Genomic DNA, 23,653 nt, shown 5'->3' on the forward strand with positions numbered 1-23,653 from the left:
GACAGGTATATATGCATCTCAGGGGGCGCGCGTGACCACGGACTACCATGCCAAATATTGGGCGAACCTGCTCAAGGCACAAACATCAACTAGCAGCGACATCATGGCTGCCGTGTCATCGGCGCGGGTGGACCTCAACCCCCATCAGGTGGAAGCGGCGTCCTTCGCGCTGCGCTCGCCACTGAGCAACGGCGTCGTCCTGGCCGACGAAGTAGGCCTTGGCAAGACCATCGAGGCAGGGCTAGTGCTGCTGCAGCTATGGGCCCGGCGCAAACGGCGCCTGCTAATCATTGCCCCCGCAACGCTTCGCCGCCAGTGGGCATCGGAACTTTCCGAAAAGTTCGGACTACCCGCCCGTGTACTTGACGCTGACTCCTATGGGGGCAAGGGAAATCCGTTCGACGACGACCGGTCGGTTTTGATTTGCTCCTACCACTTTGCGGCTCGTCATCAGGGTGACGTCCAGATGGTCGCCTGGGACCGCGTCGTCTTCGACGAGGCACACCAGCTGCGGAACGTTTGGAAGTCCCAGAACCAGCGGGCCAAGGCGCTCGCGAGGGCAACCCGCCACGCCCCCAAACTGCTGCTGACGGCCACGCCCCTACAGAACTCGCTGATGGAACTTTACGGTCTCGTCCAGATCATCGATGAACACGTCTTCGGTGACCAGAAGACATTCCGCAGCGCCTATTCCAGTGCTGCCACGGATGCACCCACCATGCTGGAGTTGAAGGCGCGCCTGCAGCCCCTGGTTAAAAGGACCCTGCGTCGCCAGGTTCGGGAGTATGTGAAGTTCACCAGCCGTATCCCCATCACCCAGGACTTCACGCCCAGCGATGACGAGCAGGCGCTCTATGACCTCGTGTCTGAGTATCTGCAGCAGGAGGACTCCTATGCGCTGCCTAAGGCGCAGCGTACCCTGATGACACTGATTCTGCGCAAGATCCTGGCGTCCTCGTCGGTGGCAATCGCAGCGACTTTGGAGAATATGGCAGCCAAGCTGGAGGGCCAGGTGCGCCACCTTTCCGGGGAAAAGTCCGACGGCGGGACTCGCCACTCCGAGGCGGAGGACCTGGCTGAGGAGCTGGAGATCGATGAGGATTACGACGGCGAGCTGGAGGAATCCCGCGGGGTCGAGTTTGTCGATTCAGAGCTTGCGGGGGACTTCGCCGGCCGGCGGTCGGAAGCATCCCAGCTGCGGCAGTTTGCCGACCTGGCGCATTCGATCCAGCTCGACGCGAAGGCGAAGTCGTTGATCGAGATCCTGCCCAAGGCCCTTGCCATGGCCCAGGAACGGGGAGCCCAGGAGAAGGCGGTCATTTTCACAGAGTCGCGCCGGACCCAGCATCATCTGGTGGAGCTCCTCGAAGCAACCGGCTACGCGGGCAAAGTCATCACCATCAACGGGCAGAACATCGAGGCGCAGGTCCAGACGGTCTACAGCGACTGGCGGGCTAAGCGGCTGGAAGCCGGGCTGGCCGTGGCCAACCGGGTATCGGACACAAAGTCCGCGATCGTGGACGCTTTTCGGGACGATTACCCGATCCTAGTGGCGACAGAAGCGGCGGCAGAAGGCCTTAACCTCCAGTTCTGTTCCCTCGTGGTCAACTTCGATCTGCCGTGGAATCCCCAGCGCATCGAACAGCGTATTGGACGTTGCCACCGCTATGGTCAGAAGCACGATGTCGTCGTGGTGAACTTCCTGAACACGTCCAACGAGGCGGATAAGCGCGTCTTCGAACTCCTGGATGAAAAATTCAAGCTGTTCAGCGGGGTCTTCGGCGCCAGCGATGAGGTGCTGGGAGCGCTGGCATCGGGTTTCGACCTCGAGAAGCGGATCGGTGCGGTTTACCAGACCTGCCGCACGGCGCAGGAAATCGAGGAGCAGTTCGACAAGCTCCGCAGTGAACTTGAGACGGAGATTGAATCCAAGATGGATTCCACGAAGGCCACGCTGTTAGAGGACTTTGATGACGAGGTAATCGAGCGACTGGACGTACAGCTTGGCGAGAGCAAACGATCGCTCGGACTCCAGCAGGCGGCGCTCTGGTTTCTGACGCAGCACGAACTGCAGCAGGCGGCCGGAGCAGCTGCGGTGTTCGAACGGGACCAATTGCTGTTCGAACTGGATGGCGACGAACACCCAGGGCGCTATGTCATGGACTGGGCAAGAGCCGATGAGCTCAGGGCGACCTTCTACCATCACCTCTCACCGCTCGCGGAGTTGCTGAGCGCAAGGGCGGCGGCCCGGCAGCTGCCCGAGTCCGAGGTGGTCTTCGACTATTCGTCCCACGGCAGCACTGTGGGTGCGCTGGAGCCGCTTCGAGGAGAGTCAGGGCTCATGGCGGCCCAACTGGTCACCGTTGAATCGGCAGACAGCGTACTCGAGCTGATCCTGACCGGTGTCACCGATGGCGGCGAAGTGCTCGACGGCGAGCAGCTGGCCAGGATGTTCAGTTTGCAGGCCGCCGAGCTTGGCAAGGCGTTGGCGCCCGGTGAGGTCCGCTCCGTCCTGGCCAAGCAGGTCAACGGCGACGTCAAAGCCTTCGAAACGGCGCAGCGTGAACGGCTGGACGTGTTGCTCTCCGAGGAATCGGAAAAGCTGGACCGTTGGGCGGATGACCTCCGGCAGGGGCTGGAACTTGAGCTGAAAGACATCGAGAAGACGCTCAAGGAAGCCGGCCGGGAAGCCCGCCAGTCCGCCGGCATGGGTATCCAGGAGAAGCTTCTTGCTCAGCGGAAAAAGCAGGAGTTGGAGCGCAAGCGGAACCAGAAGCGCAGGGAACTATACGAGGAGCAGGACAGGATCGACGCCCGCAGGGATGAATTATTGTCCGAGGTGGAGGCTAAACTCGCGGCCAAGGTGATGGTCGAAGAGCTGTTTGCCATCCGTTGGACGCTCGCCTGAGATTCCCTGCCGTGGCGGGGCGTTACTGATCGGGTGAGCTGTTGGTGATGACCACATCGATCAGTTCCTTGGGATCGATCCGGTAGACGCGCGCCAGCTCCAGGAGGGTGGCCATGGTGGGGTTCGACGGCCACCGGTCGCCGTAGTCCGCGTGTCCCAGTTCCAAGGTGCGGTCGTGGCCTCGGGAGATTCCGGCGAGGCCCGCCCCCTCCTCCTGTGTCCAGCCGAAGTCCACCCGCAGATTCTGCAGCCGAAGCCCAAGAGCCTTGGCGGCTTCCGGTTTGAGCTTGGCGTGCGACACGACCTCTAGCTCAGTGCAATCCGGCTAAGTTAATGACATATTTATATGTCATTGTTTGCGAGCTCGGTCACGTTGAGACCCTCGCTTTCGTCTTTGCTGAACATGGGGTGCAATTCTGATGTCCGACGGCGCATGGAAGATTCAGGAACTGGCGTCGGAAGGCTTGCCGGACCGGGCCGCCGAACTGGGGCAGCTGTTCCCGGAGGCAATGACTGACGGCAAGGTGGACATCGGGCAGCTGAAGTTGCTCCTCGGTGAGGCCGTCGAGGAGTCTCCAGAGCGGTACGGGCTTACCTGGCCCGGGAAGCGCGATGCCGTCCGCCTGGCACAGAAGCAGTCGACCGCCACACTTAAGCCGATGCTTGGCGAGTCTGTGGATCCTGGCACCACTAAGAACGTGATCATCGAAGGTGACAACCTCGAAGTTCTGAAGCTCCTGCAGAAGAGCTACTTCGGCAACGTCAAGGTGATTTACATCGACCCGCCGTACAACACTGGTAACGACTTCGTGTATAAAGACGATTTTGCCCAGCCCATGGCCGAGTACTTGCGGGTTTCAGGGCAGACTGACGAAGGTGGGCGCCAAACTTCTGTAAATAAGGAAACCTCGGGGCGATTTCACTCGGACTGGCTTAACATGATGTATCCGCGTCTAGCTGCGGCCCGGAGCCTGCTCGATGAGCAGGGTTTGATCTTCATAAGCATCGATGAAGTTGAAATCTCGCGACTAAGACTTGCTTGCGACGAAGTGTTTGGTGAGGAAAACCACGTCGCTGACTTTGTGTGGCATAACAAGCGAGGCGGCGGAAATGACGCTAAGCACGTGGCTGTAGAACACGAGTATGTTGTCGCGTACGCGCGGGACAAAGTCCGTCTTGCGCACTTGTTTGTTCCATATGATCCGGCCTATCTCACGCGCTATCGTGAGGAAGACTCCATCGGACGCTTTTTCTGGGACACTTTCAAACGAAAGTCGGGAAAACAGTACTATCCGATCATTTGCCCTGATGGCACGGTCCTAGAATTCGACGAGAGGGGCAACCCGCTGAGTTGGCTTCGTTCTGAGGCGCGATTTCTGCAAGACCAGAAAGATGGCGAAGTCCGATTCGTTCGCTATGGAGATAGATGGTCGGTCCAATTTAAGCAGCGCCTGCCGGAAGGCAAGAAACCGCGGACGGTCTTCCTCGAGGAATCTATCCTGGGAAGCCAGGGAACCACCAGTGACGGAAGCACCGCTATGTTGGATCTTTTCGGCTCTAACATCTTCGACAATCCGAAACCTGTACCCCTGCTCAAACACCTGCTTTCGTTTCAGGGCGATCAAGACAGCATCATTCTCGACTTCTTCGCGGGGTCTGGAACCACAGCCAATGCAGTCATGAATATGAATGCCGAAGACGGTGGGAACCGGCGCTTCATCCTTGTCCAGCTTCCCGAAGAAACTGACAACCCGGAGTACCCGAGGATCTCGGACATCACACGCGAGCGTGTCCGCCGTGCCGGGAAGAAGATTAAGGAAGAAGCGGGCGACAAGGCCGCGAATCTGGATGTGGGTTTCCGGGCCTTCAGGCTCGCCGAGTCGAACTTCAGAAATTGGGATTCAGATACGGACACGTTCCTGAGCGAAGAGCTCGATTTCTACGTGGACAACATCAACTCCGGTGCCTCCGATGATGATGTCGTCCACGAGATTTTGCTCAAGGCTGGAGTGCCGCTGGACGTTGACCTGCAAAAAATGCAGGTTGCTGGCGAAGACGTTTACGTGGCAATGGAGGGCCTCTTTGTCACGAGTGCCGCACGAAAGATCAGCCAGGAACTGATTGACGGGCTCCTCGCGTTGGAGCCATGGCCTGTCCAGGTGGTGCTGCTGGACGCCGGGTTCGGGGACAACGATTCCCTCAAGCTCAACGCCCGGCATCAGTTTGCCAGCCGCCGTCCGGAATCGGATCCGGATAAAGACAACGCCCTCCGCACGGTCTGAGGCACCCCACATGAAACTTCAGTTTGACGCCACCCAGCCGTACCAGCGCGCGGCCGTTGACGCCGTCGTCGACCTTTTTGCCGGGCAGCCGCTGGCACAGAGTGCCTTCGAAACGTCGTTCGTGGAGGAAGGTGCGCTGCTGACAGAAACGGGCATCGGCAACCGGCTCGCCATCAGCGACGACCAGATTCTCCAGAACCTCCGGCTGGTGCAAGGCCGGGAAGAAAACTTCGTCCCCCAGGACGCCCGGGACCGGCAGCTGATTTCCAACAACTTCACGGTCGAAATGGAAACAGGCACAGGCAAAACCTACGTTTACCTGCGGACCATCCGGCGGCTGCACGAGCTTTACGGCTGGCGGAAGTTCATCATCGTGGTGCCGTCCGTTGCAATCCGTGAAGGCGTCAAGCAGAGCATCGAGGGTATGGCGGAACACTTTGCCGAGGTCTTCGAACGGCAATCCATGGACGCCTGGGTCTACGACTCCAAGGACATCAACAAGGTTCGCAGCTTCAACCGGGACAGCGACCTCAAGGTCATGATCATGACCCTGGCGTCGTTCAATAAAGCCGGCAACGTCCTGTTCAAGGACATCGAAGGCCTTGGCCAGGGCATAGACCTGATTGCAGGCACGCGCCCCATCGTCATCCTGGACGAGCCGCAAAAAATGGAGAGTAAAAAGAGCAAGGACGCCCTTGCCCAGCTCAACCCGCTGTTCACGCTGCGCTACTCCGCCACCCACAAGGAGCACTACCACCAGATCTACAAGCTGGACCCAGTCCGCGCCTACGACCTCGGGCTGGTCAAGCAGATCATGGTCCGCTCCGTAGTCCAGGAACAAAACCTGAACGCCACCAGCATCAAGGTGAAAAAGATCCTTGCCACGAAGACCAAGGTGACTGCCGACGTAGAAATCTTCGCGATCACGAACGGTAAAATTGGCAAGAAGACCGTGAAGCTTGACCGTACCGGGCAAAGCCTTTATGAACTTTCGGGCGGACTGAGCCAGTATGCCTCGTGGGTCATGGAGGATATCAAGCCGGATATAGGGGAAGTCATCTTCGCCAACGACAAAATCGTCCGCGAAGGCGAGGACCTCGGCGTGGACCGCGACGCGCTGATGCAAGCACAAGTCCATGCAACTGTGGAGAAGCACCTGCAGCACGAGGAGTACCTGCGGAAAAAACTCAACGCTCCCGGGGAACGGGTCAAGGTGCTTTCCGTCATCTTCATCGACAAGGTGGCCCACTATGCCGGCCCGGACTCCTCCCAGCCCAAAATCCGCCGCTGGTTCGAACAGGCTTACGCCGAATTGAGTGTTCAAGAACGCTTTGCAAAGCTGAACCTTCCGGATGTCGACGCTGTCCACAGTGGCTATTTCGCCAAAGACCGCTCGAGCGTAGCGAAAGACACCTCTGGAACGACGGCCGACGACCAAGCGATCTACGACGAGATCATGCGGGACAAGACGCTGCTCCTCAACCTAGACAACCCGCGCCGCTTCATCTTCAGCCACTCTGCGCTCCGGGAAGGCTGGGACAACCCAAACGTTTTCCAGATCTGCACCTTGAATGAATCGGTCTCCGCCGATCGCAAACGCCAGGAAATTGGCCGGGGGCTGCGCCTGCCCGTGAACGAATCGGGCGTGCGCTGCTTCGACAAGGCTGTGAACAAGGTGACCGTCATTGCCAACGAGCACTATGACGACTTCGCTGCGGCACTGCAATCCGAAATCGAGGAAGAGACTGGAGTGAAGTTCGACGGCGGCCGGATCCGGAACGAGCGCGACCAGGTTTCCGTCACGTTGGACCCGGGCTTCCGCCACAACCAGTACTTCAAGGAATTGTGGGACAGGATCAAGCCCCGGACCCGCTATGAGGTGACCATTGACAGCGACAAGCTGCTGGCCGACGTCGTTCAACGCCTTACGGAGGCGGCTGACATCGCCGCCCCGAAGTTCGTGATCGCTGACGCCTCCCTGGCCATCAAACGTGGAACGGAACAGGCTGCCGGTGGCGTGAAGGCACAACTGGCAGGAGCCCTGCACGAGGTGGATACCGTCCAGGCCAAAGTCCGCATTCCGGACGTTTTAGGCTACCTTCAGCGAGAGACCGGGCTGACCCGGGGAACGCTGGCCAAGATCGTCAAGGCCTCTGGGCGCACAGCCCAGTTGGGCATCAATCCGCAGGGTGTCCTGGACCTTTTGGCCCGAACCATCAACGAGTCCAAGCGTGCGCTGATGGTGGAGGGAATCGTTTACCACCGCATCGAGGACCATGATGATTCTGAATGGCAGCTGGACATCGTCACGGACGCCGAAGGCCCGGTCGACCGCAAATACCTCGTGGAAGTGGACGGTTCCATCTTCAGCCACGTCCGATTCGACTCCGCGGTGGAGGAGCAGTTCGCCCGGGATCTGGCCGGGCGTCTTGCCGACGGCGACACGGACGGGGACATTCGAATGTTCATGAAGCTGCCGCCGAGGTTCAAGGTCCCTACCCCGTTGGGTGGTTACAACCCGGACTGGGCCATCCTCAAGATCGACGTTCAGGATGGCCGCGAAACCGATGTAACGATGGTGGTCGAGACTAAGTCGACGCATGAGATCGAGAAGCTGCGGGACGAGGAGAAGAGGAAGATCGCTTGCGGCCGCGCTCACTTCGGCGCGATCGAGGTGCTGTACGAAGGACCAGTGGTCTCAGCCTCCGAAATCTAGCCGGATACCTACTTGGAGCGCTTATCAGTACCGCCTTCCTCTGCATCCCTCCGCTTTCGTGGAGCCTTGGCGCTCAATGGGACGAAACGTTCGGACAAGGGCAGAGATTCGTAAATACGCTCCGCCCTTTCGGCTGCCGACTGACTGGGTGCCTTGGCATAGGAAGATGCGATGTCAGAGGGGATCCACCCGAGGCTCACCATGTGGCGTAAGACCTTGGTTGTTATGGCCTTTACGTCCGGAACACGGTCTTGTTCAACCGATATGTCGTGCTGAGGATTCACGAGCGCCAACGGCTCCTCTCGTATGCGCACGACTTTGTACCCGGCGTCGCGAAGTTTCTTCGTTTTCAACACGTCACGCTGTTCGTGTTCTTTGCCCTTGTGGGAGTACGATCCGTCGAACTCGACGGCAATCCCCAAGGATTTGATGAGGATGTCCACGGTGTGCGGTCTATTGTGACCCAGATCGAGACGTTCTTGTCGCAGGGGGTCGACGTCCCCCGGAAACGCGAGTTCAAACTCGCACGCTAGTGCAACGTCGAGCTTGGATCGAATGGCCGGTGCGCACCATTTGCACCCGTCGCCGTCGTGAGCGCGTGCGCGAACTGAAGTAGACCACACGTGGGCGGAATCCTCAGGGCAGACCCACCAGACACTGCGGTTGCTGCCTGTTGTCACGTCAGCAGGAGTCAGCCTTCCGTTCTTTACGGGGTGCCACTGGTTAGCCAAGGTTGGCTGATTCAGGTCGAGCCGGTTACTGTCCGTGGGCCGTTTGCCGTTGCAGAAGGGACACCCGGCCCCGTTGGACGGACGGGAGCCAACCACGGCGGTCCACCTGTGTGTTTCATCCTTCCGGCATATCCAGGCCGCTTTATAGTCGCTACCGCGGGAAACCGCATCTGATCGTTTCGTGTTGGCTGGGTCCCACTCGGAGGCCAGAATCGGACTCGTTACCGCGACGCTATTGGACTCGTTGACCAGCTTTCCAGCGCAGTAGGGACATCCTCTGCCACGGGAACGGGTGGCAGGGGAGGCTTCATATTCGTGGCTGGGGTCGTTCGGGCAGTTCCACCAAACTTTCTTATTCGACTGCGGCAACACATCAGTCGGATTTACGCCAGTGTTGCGCCGGTGGTGCCAGGTCGCCAGCAGGCCAGGTCTCTCGGTAGCGAGGTTTTTGCCAGGGGTCGCTTTCATGCCCCTGCAAGCGGCGCAGCCATGGCCTTTAGTTCGGACGTCCGGGGCAGCACGCCAGGAATGTCCTTCTTCACACACCCACCAAATTTGGCGGTTGCTCCTGGGGCGAACGTGGGACGGCGGGAATTCATTCTTGGCGTGATCCCATTGGGCTGCAATGTCCGGGAACAGGTGCGCGAGCGACCGGATGCGCTCATCGCGGACCGGCTGTGGCCGCTTGCGACGGCCGCTGCCCGGTACTGCGACTTCTGCCCCTTCAGTGTTCGGGGCCATCTGGTCTGCGGGGAAAGTGGTGAGGCCGGTACCGGGGGTCACTGGCATTCACAGGCTTGTTGATACACATGGAAAAGCCTAGCGGGGTCCGCTCAGTATCGGCACAAAAACGGCCAAGGCCCCACCAATGCAGTCAAACGGGGCTGGCTCATCAATGGCAGCGGTGAAGCAAGCGATGCCAAGAAAACGGGGGGACGGTACGGGAGCCGAGCCGAGCCGAGCCGCGATCAGCTGATCGGCTCCCGTTCCCCAACGGCGATGGCGCTTTCGGCCGTAAATATTCCCGCCGTCGTCGTTCTATCCGACGCTGGTGGCCGGGAGACGGGACCCTGGCACCCTGGGCACGGTTGCATTTGGAGCAGGCCGCAACGAAGTTCTGCAAACTGGTGGATCCGCCCTTGGACCATGGGTAGAAATGGTCACCATGCTCAGCTGGCTTGGCACACCGGCGTCGAAGGCCGGCCTCCATCTCACACTGGCTGCCAGCCCTGGCCATGCCCCTCGCGGCGATGCTGGCGCGCGAAGCGCCGCACCGGGTCCCGGCGTCGGACGTCGCGGGCGTGGATGACGACTGCAACGATGACCAGGCCGACGAGGAATACGCCTGGCGGGGCAGCCGCGGCCAGAGCGCCGTCGACCATCCCGCCTAGGATTTCTCTGACCGATGTATTCTCGCCACTGTCTTGATTGGTTGTGTTCGGCATGAGCGCCAAGACAAATGAGAGGCTCAACCACAAAATGACAGCCGAATATGCCAGGCGCAAAGTTTGACGGCTCCAGTAGATGCGGTTCAGTTCCACAATAGGGACGTTCCCCAATTCGTTCTTCAGCTTCAAAAATCGCACTCCCAAACGGCAGCGGACCCACACGAACGGAGACGGGCTGGGCGGGCGCGTTGTCGCGGATTGTCGGCGGCGGCCGAAAAGAACGCAAGCGGGCTGTTGCTATGCCGAAATCTGAAGTTGTCAGAGCTAAGTGCAATAGTTGCCGCAGCGGCGGACGAAAATGTTCGCCTCCTTAAGCGTAGTAATTCTATTTGGGGACAAGACCATGAACGCAGGATTCGCCGTCATCGACGTGGAGACCACAGGACTCTTTCCGGGGAGCCATCGCATTGCCGAGATCGCTGTGGTGCACGTAGAACCGGACGGGACAGTCAGTAACCGCTGGGAAACGCTGGTAAATCCACAGCGCGACCTGGGACCACAGCATATACACGGCATTCGGGCAGCCGACATCCTGAACGCACCGGTCTTCGGTGACATCGCACATGATGTGATGGAGCTGATGGCTGGTCGTGTGCTGGTCGCACATAACGTGCACTTCGATTACCGCTTCGTCTCACATGAAATGGGCCGCGCCGGATTGGAATTGCCCTTCGAAGTCCACGAGTGCATGTGCACGATGAAGCTTGCCCGCCAATACTTGCCTGGCGCGGGGCGCTCCTTGAAAGATTGCTGCGACAGCTTCGGGCTGGATTTGAAAAACGCGCACTCAGCAGGTGACGACGCAGAGGCAGCTGCACACGTCCTTAGTAACTACATCCGTATGGATAGGGAGAGCCCACACTGGATTTCGGCCTTGGACCGGGCGTACTTTGCATCGTGGCCGGCTGTGAACCCAACACGTTTGCCGCAGGCGTTCCGCAGTTCCGGAAGCGAGCCCCGAGCCCACTTCCTAGAGCGGCTTGTGAACCGCCTGCCGGAGGTCGTGGGCCCGGATGAGCACAGCGCCTATCTTGCAACGCTTGACCGGGCACTCTTGGACCGGCAAATTTCGGCGTCCGAGGCGGACGGGCTAGTGAACCTTGCCGATTCGTTGGGCATAAGCCGAGGCATGGCTGAACAGCTGCACGTCAAGTACATGATTGCCATGCTGGCGGCAGCATGGGACGACGGAGTCATTACTGACGAGGAGGCAGCTGACCTTCGAATTGTTGGCGATCTCCTCGACATCAGCCAAGAGTCCGTTACTCAGGGACTCGCTGCGCCCGTCGTCGGGCAGGACGAACAAACGGGTGCGGCTGCGCAATCTTTCGCCCTGGCCGCGGGCGACAAGGTGGTACTCACGGGCGAGATGTCTCGGGATCGTGATGACATCGCGGCTGACCTGCGTGCTGCTGGGTTTGTCCCCCATCCGGCGATCACCAAAGCGGTCAAGCTGTTGGTAGCGGCAGATCCGGACAGCTTGTCCGGCAAGGCGAAGAAGGCACGCAGCTACGGGATTCCGGTAGTGGGCGAGGGCTACCTGCCACAACTGCTGGGGAATAGGGAGGCCCGTTCTTAGCGATGTCCGTGACGATGCTCGGGACGTACTTCTTCCCGACTTCCCCCGGCTACAACGGAGTGCATTCCCTATGCCGAGGGCTGTCGGGGTCCTCGCGCGGAGCGTCGTCGGTGAGCACCAGCAGGTGCCGGCCGGAACTGGAATCGTCGGCCAGCAGGTCCTGCAGTGCGGGCATCACTTGGTGCAGCCGGTGCTCGCGCCGCAGCTCCAGCACCTCCAACGGGTCGTGCAGGTGCCGCGGGCTGTGCTGGTCCGGGCTGATGCCCAGCGCCATGGACCGGCGCCACGACTCCGCCAGCGGCATGGGGATCTCCAGGCGCAGGGCAGGCGCGTACTTCGCCGGGTCCGAAAACCTCAGGCCGTAGTCCACCGTCTCCTCCGCACTGCCGGCGTCCTTGCCGGCAGTGCGGCGACTTCGTCTCAGCTTTGACGCAGCATTGGATCAAGACCGCCTTCGCGCGTGAAATCGCGTGAAAGGATTCATGCAACTTACGCTTCACGACAATATGGGGGTCTCAACAATGAACATGCTTGTCGGCTTGAACTGGCAAATGTCACAACAGCTAGAAACACGCATCGAACTCGAGGGACACTGATGACCTTCGACTTCCACTCGGATACTCCGGCCGGCAAGGACCCTGACTCCTTCAGCCCTGCCCTGCGGAAGTTCCACCAGTTGCTGTGGAGCAAGGAGTTGCCCACCGGCGCACACTTCGACCTGACAATGGAACCCGGCGCGTACCTCTTGCACCGGTCCTCGTCCGGTGTCTTCTTCCTCGCCAGCGACGCGATCACGACCAGGCTGCGGAAAAAGGCGTGGAACGTCATACGCGGGATCCCGGAAGACGACCTGCCCCAGTACCTCGGCTACACGGCCGGAAGCACGCTCGTGTTCCCCGGCAACAAAATCGGCGGAAAACCGACGATCAATGGTGCACGCGGGCTCCATCCCAGGATCGCCGATCGCTTCGATCTGACTCTTGAGTGCATCCGCCGCCACTATCTTGGCGAGCCGAGCCCCCTCGCAAATGTCCTGCTCAGATATGCGGAATTCTTCGCCCTGTTCGGGGATTTCGCCGGGTACGTCAAATTCTTCCTACTGGAAGACCTCGTGGAGGATGACGGCCAGACCATCCGGTTCTTCCACCCGTTCGTCGACTTCAGCACGCCGGCCGTCCCGAAGGACCGTGACGAATACCTCGAGTATTTACGGCTCAGCAACGCTTTCATCTCCGCACGCAATCGAAGGATCGACGAAGAACTTCAAGGGCGGATCGCACGGGAAGCCTGAAGTCCACTTGGTCGCAGCCCACCGGCCCTACGGAACGGCGGTATCCGCGGTCAAAGCTCGCTGCCTCGGCCGGACGGCTCTTTCTCCGTGTCCGTAGCCTCGGGAGGGCCGAAAGGGCCTCAAACGACGGGTTCAATTGGTCCGGGCCGTAACTTACCGGTTTTCCGGACCGCTGAGCGGCGCCAGAACCAGCAGACACGCAGGATTGTCAGCGCCGGATGCCATGATTGGTTGCATTGATTGAATGAAGGTACTGATGCCGGTGCCGTAGATGGGGGAATTTGATGAGTCTGTCCAACCGCGAGTATGTGGGCCGGGCCCTTGAGGCCTTGGCGGTTGGCCTTGAGCCCTACATCGCATCAGTGCTCTCTGAGGTAGCCCCCGGGGTGGCCTGGACCAAGATCATCCAGCACAAGGACGAGAACGCCGGCCGCGCTGCGCAATCCTACGCACCCACGGATCTCAGCGTGCAGCTGCGCATCATGACTGAATCCATGGGCTCACTCGGCTACCCCTTCAACCTCCCGCATGACGCACGCAGCCACACCTCCGAGCTGCGCCAGGCACGGAACCGCTGGGCCCACAATGAGACCTTCGACGACGCCGATACCTTCCGTGCCCTGGACACCGCAGGTCGGCTGGCCAAAGCGATCGGGCTGGACCAAACTCAGAGCGAGTTGGTTGCGCTTCTCACCGAGTACCAGAACCGGTCCTCTCCGAACCGGGAACAACCGGAAGAAGACCAGCAGGCCCTGCCGGCCGCCGTCGTGCAGCCGGACCTGCAAGCGGCAAACTCTGCAGGTGAACCTGTGGCCCATGAACCGGCGGCATCCGCTGCTCATGTTGTGGTCGAGGTGACCACGGCAGATGCACTGAGCTACGCGATGGCGCACAACGGCTTCCGCTTCGTCAGACAGGTCAGGATCACCAACGTTGGCGCGGAAATCCGCGGCGCCGTTGTTCATGTCGAGGCGTCCGCGCTGTCGGGCCGGATCTCGGGCGACTTCCAGCAGTACGTGGACCTGGCCGCAGGCCAGACCATCACGCTGGATGACCTCAACGTCCCGGTGGAGGCTGCCACCATGTATGACCTGGTTGACCGGCAGCTGGGAAAGGTACTGGTGACCGTGCAATCGGCGGGCGTCGATGCCGCCGTAAGGGAGCTGGGCCGCGCAGAGGCGGACCTGACGCTCCTGCCCGCCCAGCTGTGGATCGCCGGCCGGGGACTCGTCTCCTACGAGTTCCTGGCCGCCTACGTGCAACCGCACCATCCCAGCATTGCCAAGCTCATGTCCGAAGCCGCCGACATCCTCATGCAAACAACCGGCAGCGGCAGCTTCGACGGGTACCTGGAAGACGGGGACCGGGTTGACCAGATCGTATTCGCCATCGCCCAGGCCATGAGCGCCCGCGACATCCGCTACAGCATGCCACCTGCCAGCGGGGGACTGGAGGGCCAGCAGGTCCGCACGCCCGCGCAGGTCCTCGACGACCGTCTGGGCACGTGCCTCGACACCACGCTGGTCCTCGCCGCCGCCCTGGAATCCTGCGGCATCCGGCCTCTGATCTGGCTGGTGGAGGGCCACGCCTTCCTCGGCTACTGGCGGGAAGAAGGCAGCCTCAGCACTGCGGCCTCCGACGACGTGCCCGAGCTGGTCAGCCTTGTACAGCGCGGCTTCATCGGCCTCGTGGAAACCACGCTCCTCACCGGCAGTCAGCCGATCTCGGCGGCCGCACTCCGCAGCAGCCCCCTGAACCGCTATGTGGAAAGCGGCAATGACGAGATCAACGCAGTCACCGACGTCCGGCGCGCCCGCCTCGATGGCATCTACCCGCTGCCCGCCCGCACCATGTCCGACGCCGGAACCTACACGGTGGTCAACTACGTCCCGGAAACCAAGACTGCGCCGGCGCTGCCGAAGAAAGCAGCCTCAAACGGGGGACCGGCCAGGACCACATCCGATGTTCCACCCCGGGTGGTCCAATGGAAGAACGCCCTGCTGGACCTGAGCTTGCGAAACAGGCTCATCAACTTCACTGACACCGCCCGGTTCCCACTCGCAGTGCCCACCGCATGGATGGGCGCCTTCGAAGACCTCATCAGCAAGGGCACGTCCGTCAGCCTGCTTCCGTCCAACCAGATCAGTGCCATCCACCAGGAGCGCGGCGTCCGCTTCGGCAAAGACCTTCCCCAGGACGAACTCGCGGAGCTGCTCGATTCTAAAAAGTCCGTGTTCGCCGAGGTCACCGAAGACGGCTACAACGCCAAGATGCGCGGGCTCGCCTACAAGGCGAAGACCCAGCTCGAGGAAACGGGAGCCAACAACCTCTACCTGGCCATCGGCAGTCTGATGTGGGAGCTGGACGGCCGGGCGCTCAGGTCCCCGCTGGTTCTGGTCCCGGTCAAACTGACCTCTGCAGGGAAAAATGGCCTGTACCGGGTCACACTTGATGAGACGGGCCAGTCCACGCCGAACTATTGCCTCCTCGAGAAGCTGGCGCAGTCTCATGACCTGCGCATCCCGGGCCTGGCCGAGCCGGAGGAAGACGGATCCGGTATCGATCTGGACGCCGCCTTCGCGGCAGTCCGGGCCGCCGTTTCGGCCAAGGGCCTGGCCTTCCGGGTGGAAAACACCGTGGACCTGTCCATGTTGCAGTTCGCCAAGTTCCGGCTGTGGAAGGACCTTGACGAGAACTGGAAGGAATTCACGGCCAACAGCCTGGTCAACCACCTGGTCAGCACCCCCACGGAACTCTATTCAGACGGCGTTCCCGTCACGTCCGACGTCGACCTGGACGCCCTTGCGGCGCAGTGTCCCATACCAGCGGACTCGTCGCAGCTGGAGGCAGTCGCGTCTGCCGTCGCCGGCCAGACGTTTGTCCTGGAAGGCCCTCCGGGCACCGGAAAGTCTCAGACCATCACCAACCTCCTGACCCGTGCCATCGTTGACGGCAAACGGGTTTTGTTCGTTGCGGAGAAGCGGGCAGCACTCGACGTTGTCCAGAGGCGGCTCGACGACGTCGGGATGGGGCCGTTCTCCCTTGACCTGCATGACAAGGGCAGCAAGCCGGCGGTAGTCAGGGCACAGATCAAACACGCCTTGGAGCTGAGCCAGTCTGCAAATAAGCAGCAGCTTGAGACTGCCTCCACCGATCTTGCCGCAGCCCGGCGTGGGCTGGTCCGCTATACCAACAACGTCCATGAAGAGAACGGCGCGCAGCTTTCCCTCTACAGCGCGCGGACCAAGGCTCTGACCTATGAACCTGACCACGCGACGGTTCCGCTCAGCCCGGAACTGACAGCGTCCTTGAATGACTCCACCCTGACCTCCATCCGGCAGGTGTTCCGGGAACTTCCGGAGTTCACCGACCCTGTCCGTCCTGGGCCGGATCATCCGTGGCGGTTTGCCTCCGTTGCCGGCCGTGAGCAGCAGGAGAAGCAGCTGCTGGCTCTGGGACGGCGCCTCAATGAGGCGCTGAACGCCTTGCGGCCAACCCCCGGGCTTCCGGCGGTTCTGGACGCAGCGCAGACGCCGGCCGACCTCGAAACTCTCGCTACTCTGCTGCAGGACCGGAACGTCCCGTTGAAGACCCTGGATGTGGTCCGCTCCGGCGACTGGTCGGTGAACGCTGAACAGCTGGAGAAGCTGGTTACGGCCTTTGCATCCGTCCAGCATCCAGGCCTTGAGCAGGTCGCTCCGGGGGCCATGGACCTTCCCCTGCCGGAAATCCTCGGCCGTGCGCAGCAGGCCGCGGCCTCCGGATTCTGGGGACGCAAGAAGCGGCTGCTGGCAGTGGCCGCCGAACTGTACCCCGTGCTGGTTTCCGGAGCTGAAGTCCGCCACAAGGAGCTGGTGCCGCTGCTGGAGAAACTGGTGGCCGTCCAGCAGGAGGTCTCCGGCCTGCGGGCAACGCGGGGCGCTTTGCCTGGGCTTCCTGCGGATCAGCAATGGAACCCGCTGACGCCGGACGCCCAAGCCGACCTGCGCCACCGCATTTCCTGGCTGCGCTGGGCCGCGCAGGCGGTGCACCCATCTCCGGAGCCCGCCGTCGTGAGCTTCCAGAGCGAGCTCCGTACGTTCCTGAGGGACGCTCCGGACGTCCACCAGAACGTTGTCGGCTGGCTGCGGGAACTTTCCCAGGCCTGGGAAGAATTCCTGCAGATCCAGGGTGTGGTTACTGCTGACCTGCGAACGTGGACCGGTGGGCGGGGCTTCCTGGCCCGCTGGTGGGAAACGTCCGTGGCGCGGCGGCTGGATACGGCGGGGTCAGTGCCGCTGACGCGGTGGCTCGAGCTGGTCCGTCATGTCGAGCCGCTGCGTGCTGCGGGGCTGGTGGACGCCCGTAGTGCCATCCTCGACGGCGAGCTGGAGGCCGATAACGCAGCGGCAGCCTTTGAACGCGGTTTGGCTGAAGGGTCGCTGGCCGAACGGCAAATTGCTACCGGGTTGAGCGACTTTGATGCGATGGTGCACGAGCGCACCATCGAGCGGTTCACCAGCCGAGCGGAAACGGTGCGCGAGCTGCTCAAAAGCAACCTTGCCGCCGGGGTCCTGCGCTCCCGGACGGTCTCGTCGTCGTCGACCTCCGGTCGCATGGGCGAGCTGCAACGGCAACTGAACAGGCAGCGGGGTGGGATGTCCGTCCGCAAGCTGATGGAACACTACTCGGACCTCATCACGGGGATCATGCCCTGCACACTGGTCAGCCCGGATTCGGTGGCCCGGTTCTTCCCTGCCAAGGCCGGTCTGTTCGACATCGTGGTGTTCGATGAAGCCTCACAGATCCGGGTCGCCGACGCGGTGGGTGCTATGGGCCGCGGCGCGTCAGTGGTGGTCGTGGGTGACAGCAAGCAGATGCCGCCGACGTCGTTCGCGGAGATTTCCTCCGACGCCGGCAGCGACGGGGACGCCGAGATCTCCGTGGTGGAGGATATGGAGTCGATCCTTTCCGAATGCGTGGAAGCGCGGGTGCCGCGGCAGTGGCTGTCCTGGCACTACCGTAGCCAGGACGAATCGCTGATCGCGTTCAGCAACCAGCAGTACTACGACAGCAAGCTTTCCTCGTTCCCGGGCCCGTCCCACGGCGCTGCGAATGCCGGTGTCCGCGGACACGGCGTGAACTTTGTCCGGGTCGACGGCCAGTTCCACCGTTCGGGACCATCCAAGGTCCTTCGTACCAATCCTGAGGAGGCTGCGGCGGTGGTGGCCGAGATCCGCCGCAGGTTTGATGCTGATCCCGCGGGGACTCCCTCCATCGGTGTGGTCACGTTCAACCTGCAGCAGCGCGCACTGATCGAAGGTCTGCTGCGCGACACGGATGAGCCGCGCATTGTCGCCGCTCTTGACGAGGATTCAGAAGGCCTGTTCGTCAAAAACCTTGAGAATGTGCAGGGCGATGAGCGGGACGTCATCCTGTTCTCCACCGGGTTCAGCAAGAATGACAAGGGATATCTGCCGCTGAACTTTGGTCCCCTGAACCGGTCCGGTGGTGAACGGCGCCTGAACGTTGCCGTCACCCGTGCACGCCGGCAGGTTGTTGTCTTCTCCAGCTTCAACCCCGCCGACCTGCGTTCCGAGGAAACCAGCTCCGTCGGCATCAAGCACCTGCGGTCTTACCTTGATCTGGCAGAGCAGGGCACCGCTGCGCTGCCTTATGACGGGCGCCGCGCTCCTAACATTGACCTGCACCGGGAAGAGATAGCCGACGCGCTGCGGGATCGCGGCTTTGTTGTTTCGTCGAATGTGGGATTGTCCGATTTCAAGGTAGACCTGAGCGTTGCGTCGGCCGAAGACTCTTCCCGCCAGCTGATGGCCATTTTGCTGGACGGTCCGGCTTGGGCCGCACGCCGGACCGCGGGCGACCGGGACGGGCTGCCCCGGGATGTCCTCACGCGGATGATGCGGTGGCCTTCAGTAGAGCGGGTATGGTTGCCGGCGTGGCTTGCGGACAGTGAAGCCGTACTCGATCGGCTGGAACTGTCCTTGCGGGAAGCTGCCGATGACGTTTCGGGAGAAGCTGTCGCTAAGCCAGCTCCACGCGACACTAGCGTTCCCGGATCCGCTGGCGATGGGGGTCACGCAGAACCGCATAGGAGTGTCACTGACCCGCTCGGGACCCTGCCGCTGTTTGAGGAGATTCGGAAGCCTGCGGGACCGCCGTCGCCTGTGCCTGTTGTCTCCGAAGTTGCTACCTACCAGCCGTGGACAGTGAAAGCGTTCGGAACCACAGACGTTTTGGACAACCTGCACTCACGACGTTCGATCGCTGCCGTCCGAGATGCTATTGGTGTTGTTGTCGCGGCAGAGGGGCCAATACATCAGGACCGATTGGCAAGGCTGGTCTGTGCTGCATTTGGACTCAACAAGGTCAACGGTTCCCGTGCAAACTCCGTGCTTCGTCTGGTCGATCCGTCGGCTCACGTTATCGACGACGATGGGTTCGTTTGGGATGCCAGGGTGGATAGGCGCACTTGGAGCGTCTTCCGGTCTAATGACGCTGACATCGTTCGCAAACCGGAGCACATCAGCGTAGTGGAGCTACGGAATGCCATGATGGATATCGTGAGTGCGACAGGCGGCATCGGAGTGAGCGAGCTGCATCGGGAAACGATTCAGACGTTCGGCGGGAAGCGCCGGACTGCTGGCATCACGGCCCGCCTGAATGAGGGGCTGCAGCACGGAGTGGACACCGGACATCTTGAACTGCGCGGCGACACTGTGCGGCTGGCCACATCGTTTCAACCCTAGATGAGGCTCTGACTTCTTTCCTTCCGCACTACGCCTCGCAGTAACGGCGGCGACTGGCCCGACCGCAAAGCATACAAGCTCGTCATTGGCCAGCCCGGCGAATTACTGGACGAGGCACGGGCGGAGGAAGTCGTGGAGTGGCTCGTGATTTCGGAGCACACGATCGCGCGGGTCTTGTCGAAGCCTATAAAACACGGGTAATTCGCGGGATCGGCGGGATCAACGCCGTCTTGGTGACCTGGCGGGAATCCAGCCCTCGGCTATTTCTTCCGCATCTTGTTTTTTACTTCCGCTGCCTTGCGGTAGGCCTCTTTGGCTTCGGGGCTTGTTGCTGCACGATACATCTTCTTGCCGTCCTCAAGCAGTTTCCCTGCCTTGGCCTGCGTCTCCGGGTCTTTCGCGAGAGCGTAAAGCTTTGCGGCGGCATCTTTGGCCTTCTGCCCGCCGTCCTTCATAACAGCAACGGCTTTGTCTGCTTTTCCGGCCATGGTCTGCTCCCTATCGTGGGTGGTTTGTCTAGCGGGGCGAGCAAGCGCCAGGTCCAGTGATCGCTTTGCCCCAGCAGGTAATCAGGCAGCGACTGCAGGGAAAACTACAAGCGATCCGTCGCTGTTTCGTTCGATCTCGATTGCAACGTCATCCTGGTGGCCCCTGAGATGCAGACCGTCGCCCAGAGCACGCAATCGGTAGGCGGCTTGTAGCAGTTGGTCCACTTCGCCGGCCGTGAACGCAGGAAGGCGGAAACCGCCGTCGCGCTTCACCTCGAGCGCAGAAAGTCGAAGGAGAACCTGATTGATACCTGACTCCAACTCGTCGGTGCTGCGCCCGTCGTCGTGAAGCGCCCCGATGAAATTCTTGAAGGAATTGCCGGTGTCCTGCTGGGCGTGCTCGACTGCCTGAAGCACGAGCACCCGGCGTTTAAGAGCAATGGCCAGCCGTGCAATCTCTAGGTGCGCCCTGAACGTGCCGCCGTCCTCTGTGATGCCGGGGAACGCCTTTTTCAGATCGCTTACTTCGACTGCGCCGCCGGACAGCGCATCCAGCGCCGCTTCCCACTTCTTCAGCCGCCGCCGGGCGGCAGCGATAGCGGTATTGATGCCGTGCACGGATGAATCCAGACCGAGTGAAAAGCCGATCCGGCCCTGGTCCAGAAGGATCGAGGTAGCCTTGTCGATCGCTTCACGGCAACCGTCAAGCTCGTTGCGTTCCTTATCGAGACTGCCCTCGTGCAACTGCTCCAAAAGGTCAGTGATCCGCTCAATTGCTTCCTGACGCTGGTGCTCGGCATACGCGCTGACGCTGACGGCTACGGCCATCAGCACCAGTGGCGCCGCCACCGTCAAAGCTCCAGCGCTGGCAACCGCAACGCCTGCCGTAGCTGCCGAACCGGTTGCAGCACCCGCAGTGCCTGCAGCCGCGGCTTTACCAGCAACAGGCACAAAAGTGGCAGCACCGACGATGCCGGAGGAATCAACTAAGGCACCATGGATACCTCCCGCAACTCCTTTGGCCGCCATGGGCCGAACAAGTCCTTTGCCGACCTGCGCGGCAACCTTGGCGGGGACCACCATCCGGTAAAGAACCTCCCCCGCATCAGCAACATTCAGCTGCGGGGGAGCGGATGTCGCTGTCTTGCCTACGAGCTCCGCTAACTGCTTTGCGAGCGGGCTCGCTGCGTCAAGCGGAATCCCGCCCTTGCGCTCTCGAGTCGGGGGCATGGAATGCATTTCGAGTGTTGCTATGGGGGAATCCGCAAGTGCTGCCAGTACCGTTCTCAGTTCTGCGAGACGAGCCGGCGTGAGGCCGTCGGTGCCCAGCACGTCAGACACGCTTACAGCCTCTGTAGCTAGTGTCCATACCGGCACGAGTGCCTTGTTGTCAGTAGTAGTCACTCTTGGCCCCTCATGAAAGTGAATTCCGCCTTGGGCGGTGGTAGCGACGCTGCTTGGGGACCCGAGAACGTGGTCCTTGCTCAATTGTCACCGGTCGTTATCGTCCCACATTGAAATCAGTTTTTATGAAAGTGTCGCCACCGTAACCGTCGGGCGAGTCCCGCTACACTGATCCTGAATCAGCCAGACAGCAATTTCTGGAAGGCAACCAACAGGAACGGAACCCAAGCCGTTTCGAGGCAAAAGGGGACCAGTGTCCGAAGCGAAGTCATTCAAGCCCGTCGCGTTCATTGCATCTGCGGTGGCGGTGCTACTGGCTGCACTGCTTGTAGCAACCATGCTTGGGGTCGGCCCGTTTTCGAGCAAGAGCGAGCGGAGCCAAACCGTTCTGCTGAAGTCCGTCAAGGACGTGAGCCAGTATCACGCCGCCGTCGGCAATTTTGAACAGGTAGTGGACACTGGAGATGACGACGCGGCTATGCCCGATTTTATCGCGGGACGACGGACGCTGTTTGTCGCGGTTGGCACCGTCAATGCGCACGTCGACCTCGCAGGCTTGGCCGAGAACGATCTGAGGTTGTCTCCGGACGGCAAGACCGTGGAGCTGCGGCTTCCCGAGCCGCAGCTCGACAAGCCCAACATCGACCATGACCGGTCCCGTGTGTACAGCCAGGATCGTGGCTTGGCAGACCGGATCGTAGATGCATTCGAGGCACCGCAGCAGGCAGAGCTCTATAAGCTCGCCGAAAGCAACATGGCTGCCGCCGCGGAGGAATCCGAACTACGTGAGCGTGCTGCCGAGAATACCAAGGCCATGCTAACTGGCCTGTTCGGCTCGCTCGGGTACAAGGTGACCTTCCGCGACGCCGAGTCCCGTTAGACCATGTCAATCAAGTGGTTGTGACCCAGGCCCTCACAGCGACGAATTCGACAGACTGGTTTCGACAGGCTTAACGACAGAGGACTACAGCTCCAGCCGGAACACCCACAGCAGCACGTCCTCGCCCGGCACATACCAGTCACGCTCGGGCGCGCGACGGAAGCCCAGAGGCGTCGAGCGTGATGCGCCGGACCTCCGGAAAGTCAGGCGAGGCCGCCCGCCGGAACGCGAAGCTCACCGTGCGTCCGCGGCAGAAGCCGTCCGCTCGACGTAACGGCCCAGCTGTTCCAGGGCTGGCTGGGAGGACGGATCACCCACAGCGTCCGCGCCCACCGCATTAGCCACCGCAAGCGCCCGCTCGTAAGAAAGCCCGTCCCGTAGTGCCAGAACCAACGCAGCGCAGAAAGCATCACCAGCCCCGATCGTGTTCGCTACAACGGTTGCCACGGCTGGCGCCTCAGCCACCTTCCGGCCGTGCTCGAACATCGCCGAGCCGTCCTTCCCGTACGTCACCGCAACCAGCTTGGCCGTAGCCAGCGCCGGGATCAGCTCGTACTCCGTCTCGTTGACGATCACCAGGTCGCACCGCTCCAGCAGCTCGGCCGGCAGGTCCATCGCGGGGGCCGCGTTCAGGACGAAGAACCCGGAGGACTTTCGAGCTGCCTCCAGCACCACAGGCAGGCCCACCTCGAGCTGGCACAGCACCGCCTCGTCCGGAGCGAACGAAACGCGCTCCAACGAGAACTGCGAGTTAGCCCCCGGGCACACCACGATCTGGTTTTCGCCGTCGCGGTCCACCACGATCAGCGCGGTACCGGTCGCGTCACCGTCGAGCACCGCCACGTCGTCAGTGTCCACGCCGGCGGCGGAAAGCGACTCCAGCATCAGGCGTCCCTGGGCGTCGTCGCCCACCGCGCCAATCATCCGGGCGCTCCTGCCAAGGCGCGCGGCGGCCACGGCCTGGTTGGCCCCCTTGCCGCCGGGCTGCTGTTGCAGGACACCGCCGCCGATGGTCTCGCCGGCGGTGGGGAGCCGGTCCGTGGTGGCGATGATGTCCAGGTTGATGCTGCCGACGACGGTGACGGCAGGAAGTCGAGTGCTCATGGAGAAGTCCTATCAGGTCGAGCCAGGGCGGCTGAATTAGGAAACAGTGTACGCCACGGTTGTACTTGTTCGT

15 protein-coding genes and 1 pseudogene are annotated in these 23,653 nt (G+C 61.4%); 7 read left to right on the top strand and 9 right to left on the bottom strand.

What is annotated here, in order from left to right:
• The first annotated feature begins 31 nt into the window (after positions 1-31).
• The gene (locus QFZ33_RS06845) at positions 32-2,908 is read left to right on the top strand and encodes an SNF2-related protein (protein WP_307026009.1); all 2,877 of its coding nucleotides are present in this window, start codon (positions 32-34) and stop codon (positions 2,906-2,908) included.
• Positions 2,909-2,930: 22 nt separating this feature from the next.
• Here the strand turns inward: QFZ33_RS06845 and QFZ33_RS06850 are convergent, their stop codons facing one another.
• Positions 2,931-3,209 carry a helix-turn-helix domain-containing protein gene (locus QFZ33_RS06850; RefSeq protein WP_307026011.1) on the bottom strand — a complete coding sequence of 93 codons (279 nt, stop codon included), beginning with the start codon at positions 3,207-3,209 and terminating at the stop codon, positions 2,931-2,933.
• 118 nt (positions 3,210-3,327) lie between these two features.
• On the opposite strand from QFZ33_RS06850, the gene QFZ33_RS06855 reads away from it, so the two are divergent.
• The gene (locus QFZ33_RS06855; RefSeq protein WP_307026013.1) at positions 3,328-5,190 is read left to right on the top strand and encodes a site-specific DNA-methyltransferase; all 1,863 of its coding nucleotides are present in this window, start codon (positions 3,328-3,330) and stop codon (positions 5,188-5,190) included.
• Between the two features lie 10 nt (positions 5,191-5,200).
• Positions 5,201-7,906, top strand: coding sequence for a restriction endonuclease (locus QFZ33_RS06860; RefSeq protein ID WP_307026015.1), 2,706 nt, complete (start codon positions 5,201-5,203; stop codon positions 7,904-7,906).
• 8 nt (positions 7,907-7,914) lie between these two features.
• Here the strand turns inward: QFZ33_RS06860 and QFZ33_RS06865 are convergent, their stop codons facing one another.
• The 4 genes and pseudogenes from QFZ33_RS06865 to QFZ33_RS06875 all read right to left on the bottom strand — a co-directional run bounded on the left by QFZ33_RS06865 (position 7,915) and on the right by QFZ33_RS06875 (position 10,214).
• Entirely contained in the window at positions 7,915-8,349 is a 435-nt protein-coding gene (locus QFZ33_RS06865) for a DUF559 domain-containing protein (protein ID WP_307026016.1), read from the bottom strand.
• Positions 8,350-8,478: 129 nt separating this feature from the next.
• Positions 8,479-9,426 (bottom strand): annotated as a pseudogene (locus QFZ33_RS23855) (zinc-ribbon domain-containing protein); the annotation flags it as partial.
• 103 nt (positions 9,427-9,529) lie between these two features.
• Entirely contained in the window at positions 9,530-9,874 is a 345-nt protein-coding gene (locus QFZ33_RS06870; protein ID WP_307026018.1) for an HNH endonuclease, read from the bottom strand.
• Positions 9,849-10,214 carry a hypothetical protein gene (locus tag QFZ33_RS06875; protein WP_307026019.1) on the bottom strand — a complete coding sequence of 122 codons (366 nt, stop codon included), beginning with the start codon at positions 10,212-10,214 and terminating at the stop codon, positions 9,849-9,851. The genes QFZ33_RS06870 and QFZ33_RS06875 overlap by 26 nt, the downstream gene beginning before the upstream one ends.
• Before the next feature lie 214 nt (positions 10,215-10,428).
• On the opposite strand from QFZ33_RS06875, the gene QFZ33_RS06880 reads away from it, so the two are divergent.
• Positions 10,429-11,664 carry an exonuclease domain-containing protein gene (locus QFZ33_RS06880; protein ID WP_307026021.1) on the top strand — a complete coding sequence of 412 codons (1,236 nt, stop codon included), beginning with the start codon at positions 10,429-10,431 and terminating at the stop codon, positions 11,662-11,664.
• Between the two features lie 49 nt (positions 11,665-11,713).
• On the opposite strand, the gene QFZ33_RS06885 is transcribed toward QFZ33_RS06880, so the two are convergent.
• Positions 11,714-12,034, bottom strand: a complete 321-nt coding sequence (locus tag QFZ33_RS06885) for a hypothetical protein (protein ID WP_307026023.1) — start codon at positions 12,032-12,034, stop codon at positions 11,714-11,716.
• A 225-nt stretch (positions 12,035-12,259) separates the two neighbouring features.
• Here QFZ33_RS06885 and QFZ33_RS06890 point away from each other — a divergent pair, with 225 nt between their 5' ends.
• Both QFZ33_RS06890 and QFZ33_RS06895 read left to right on the top strand, forming a co-directional pair.
• Positions 12,260-12,955 carry a DUF6994 family protein gene (locus QFZ33_RS06890; protein ID WP_307026025.1) on the top strand — a complete coding sequence of 232 codons (696 nt, stop codon included), beginning with the start codon at positions 12,260-12,262 and terminating at the stop codon, positions 12,953-12,955.
• Positions 12,956-13,239: 284 nt separating this feature from the next.
• Complete coding sequence (locus QFZ33_RS06895) at positions 13,240-19,704, top strand: DUF3320 domain-containing protein (protein WP_307026028.1); 6,465 nt, start codon at positions 13,240-13,242, stop codon at positions 19,702-19,704.
• Between the two features lie 260 nt (positions 19,705-19,964).
• Here QFZ33_RS06895 and QFZ33_RS06900 read toward each other — a convergent pair whose 3' ends face one another.
• Both QFZ33_RS06900 and QFZ33_RS06905 read right to left on the bottom strand, forming a co-directional pair.
• A complete protein-coding gene (locus QFZ33_RS06900) occupies positions 19,965-20,192 on the bottom strand; it encodes a hypothetical protein (protein WP_307026029.1) in 228 nt (75 codons plus the stop codon).
• 81 nt (positions 20,193-20,273) lie between these two features.
• Positions 20,274-21,596 (bottom strand): hypothetical protein, encoded by a 1,323-nt coding sequence (locus QFZ33_RS06905; RefSeq protein ID WP_307026031.1) that lies wholly within the window; start codon positions 21,594-21,596, stop codon positions 20,274-20,276.
• Positions 21,597-21,849: 253 nt separating this feature from the next.
• Between QFZ33_RS06905 and QFZ33_RS06910 the strand changes: the two genes are divergently transcribed.
• The gene (locus tag QFZ33_RS06910) at positions 21,850-22,476 is read left to right on the top strand and encodes a DUF4230 domain-containing protein (RefSeq protein WP_307026034.1); all 627 of its coding nucleotides are present in this window, start codon (positions 21,850-21,852) and stop codon (positions 22,474-22,476) included.
• A gap of 234 nt (positions 22,477-22,710) precedes the next feature.
• Here the strand turns inward: QFZ33_RS06910 and QFZ33_RS06915 are convergent, their stop codons facing one another.
• On the bottom strand, positions 22,711-23,580 hold the full coding sequence (locus QFZ33_RS06915) for a ribokinase (RefSeq protein WP_307026036.1): 870 nt from the start codon (positions 23,578-23,580) through the stop codon (positions 22,711-22,713).
• Between the last annotated feature and the right edge of the window lie 73 nt (positions 23,581-23,653).

The organism is Arthrobacter globiformis (assembly GCF_030815865.1).
GTDB lineage: Bacteria > Actinomycetota > Actinomycetes > Actinomycetales > Micrococcaceae > Arthrobacter > Arthrobacter globiformis_B.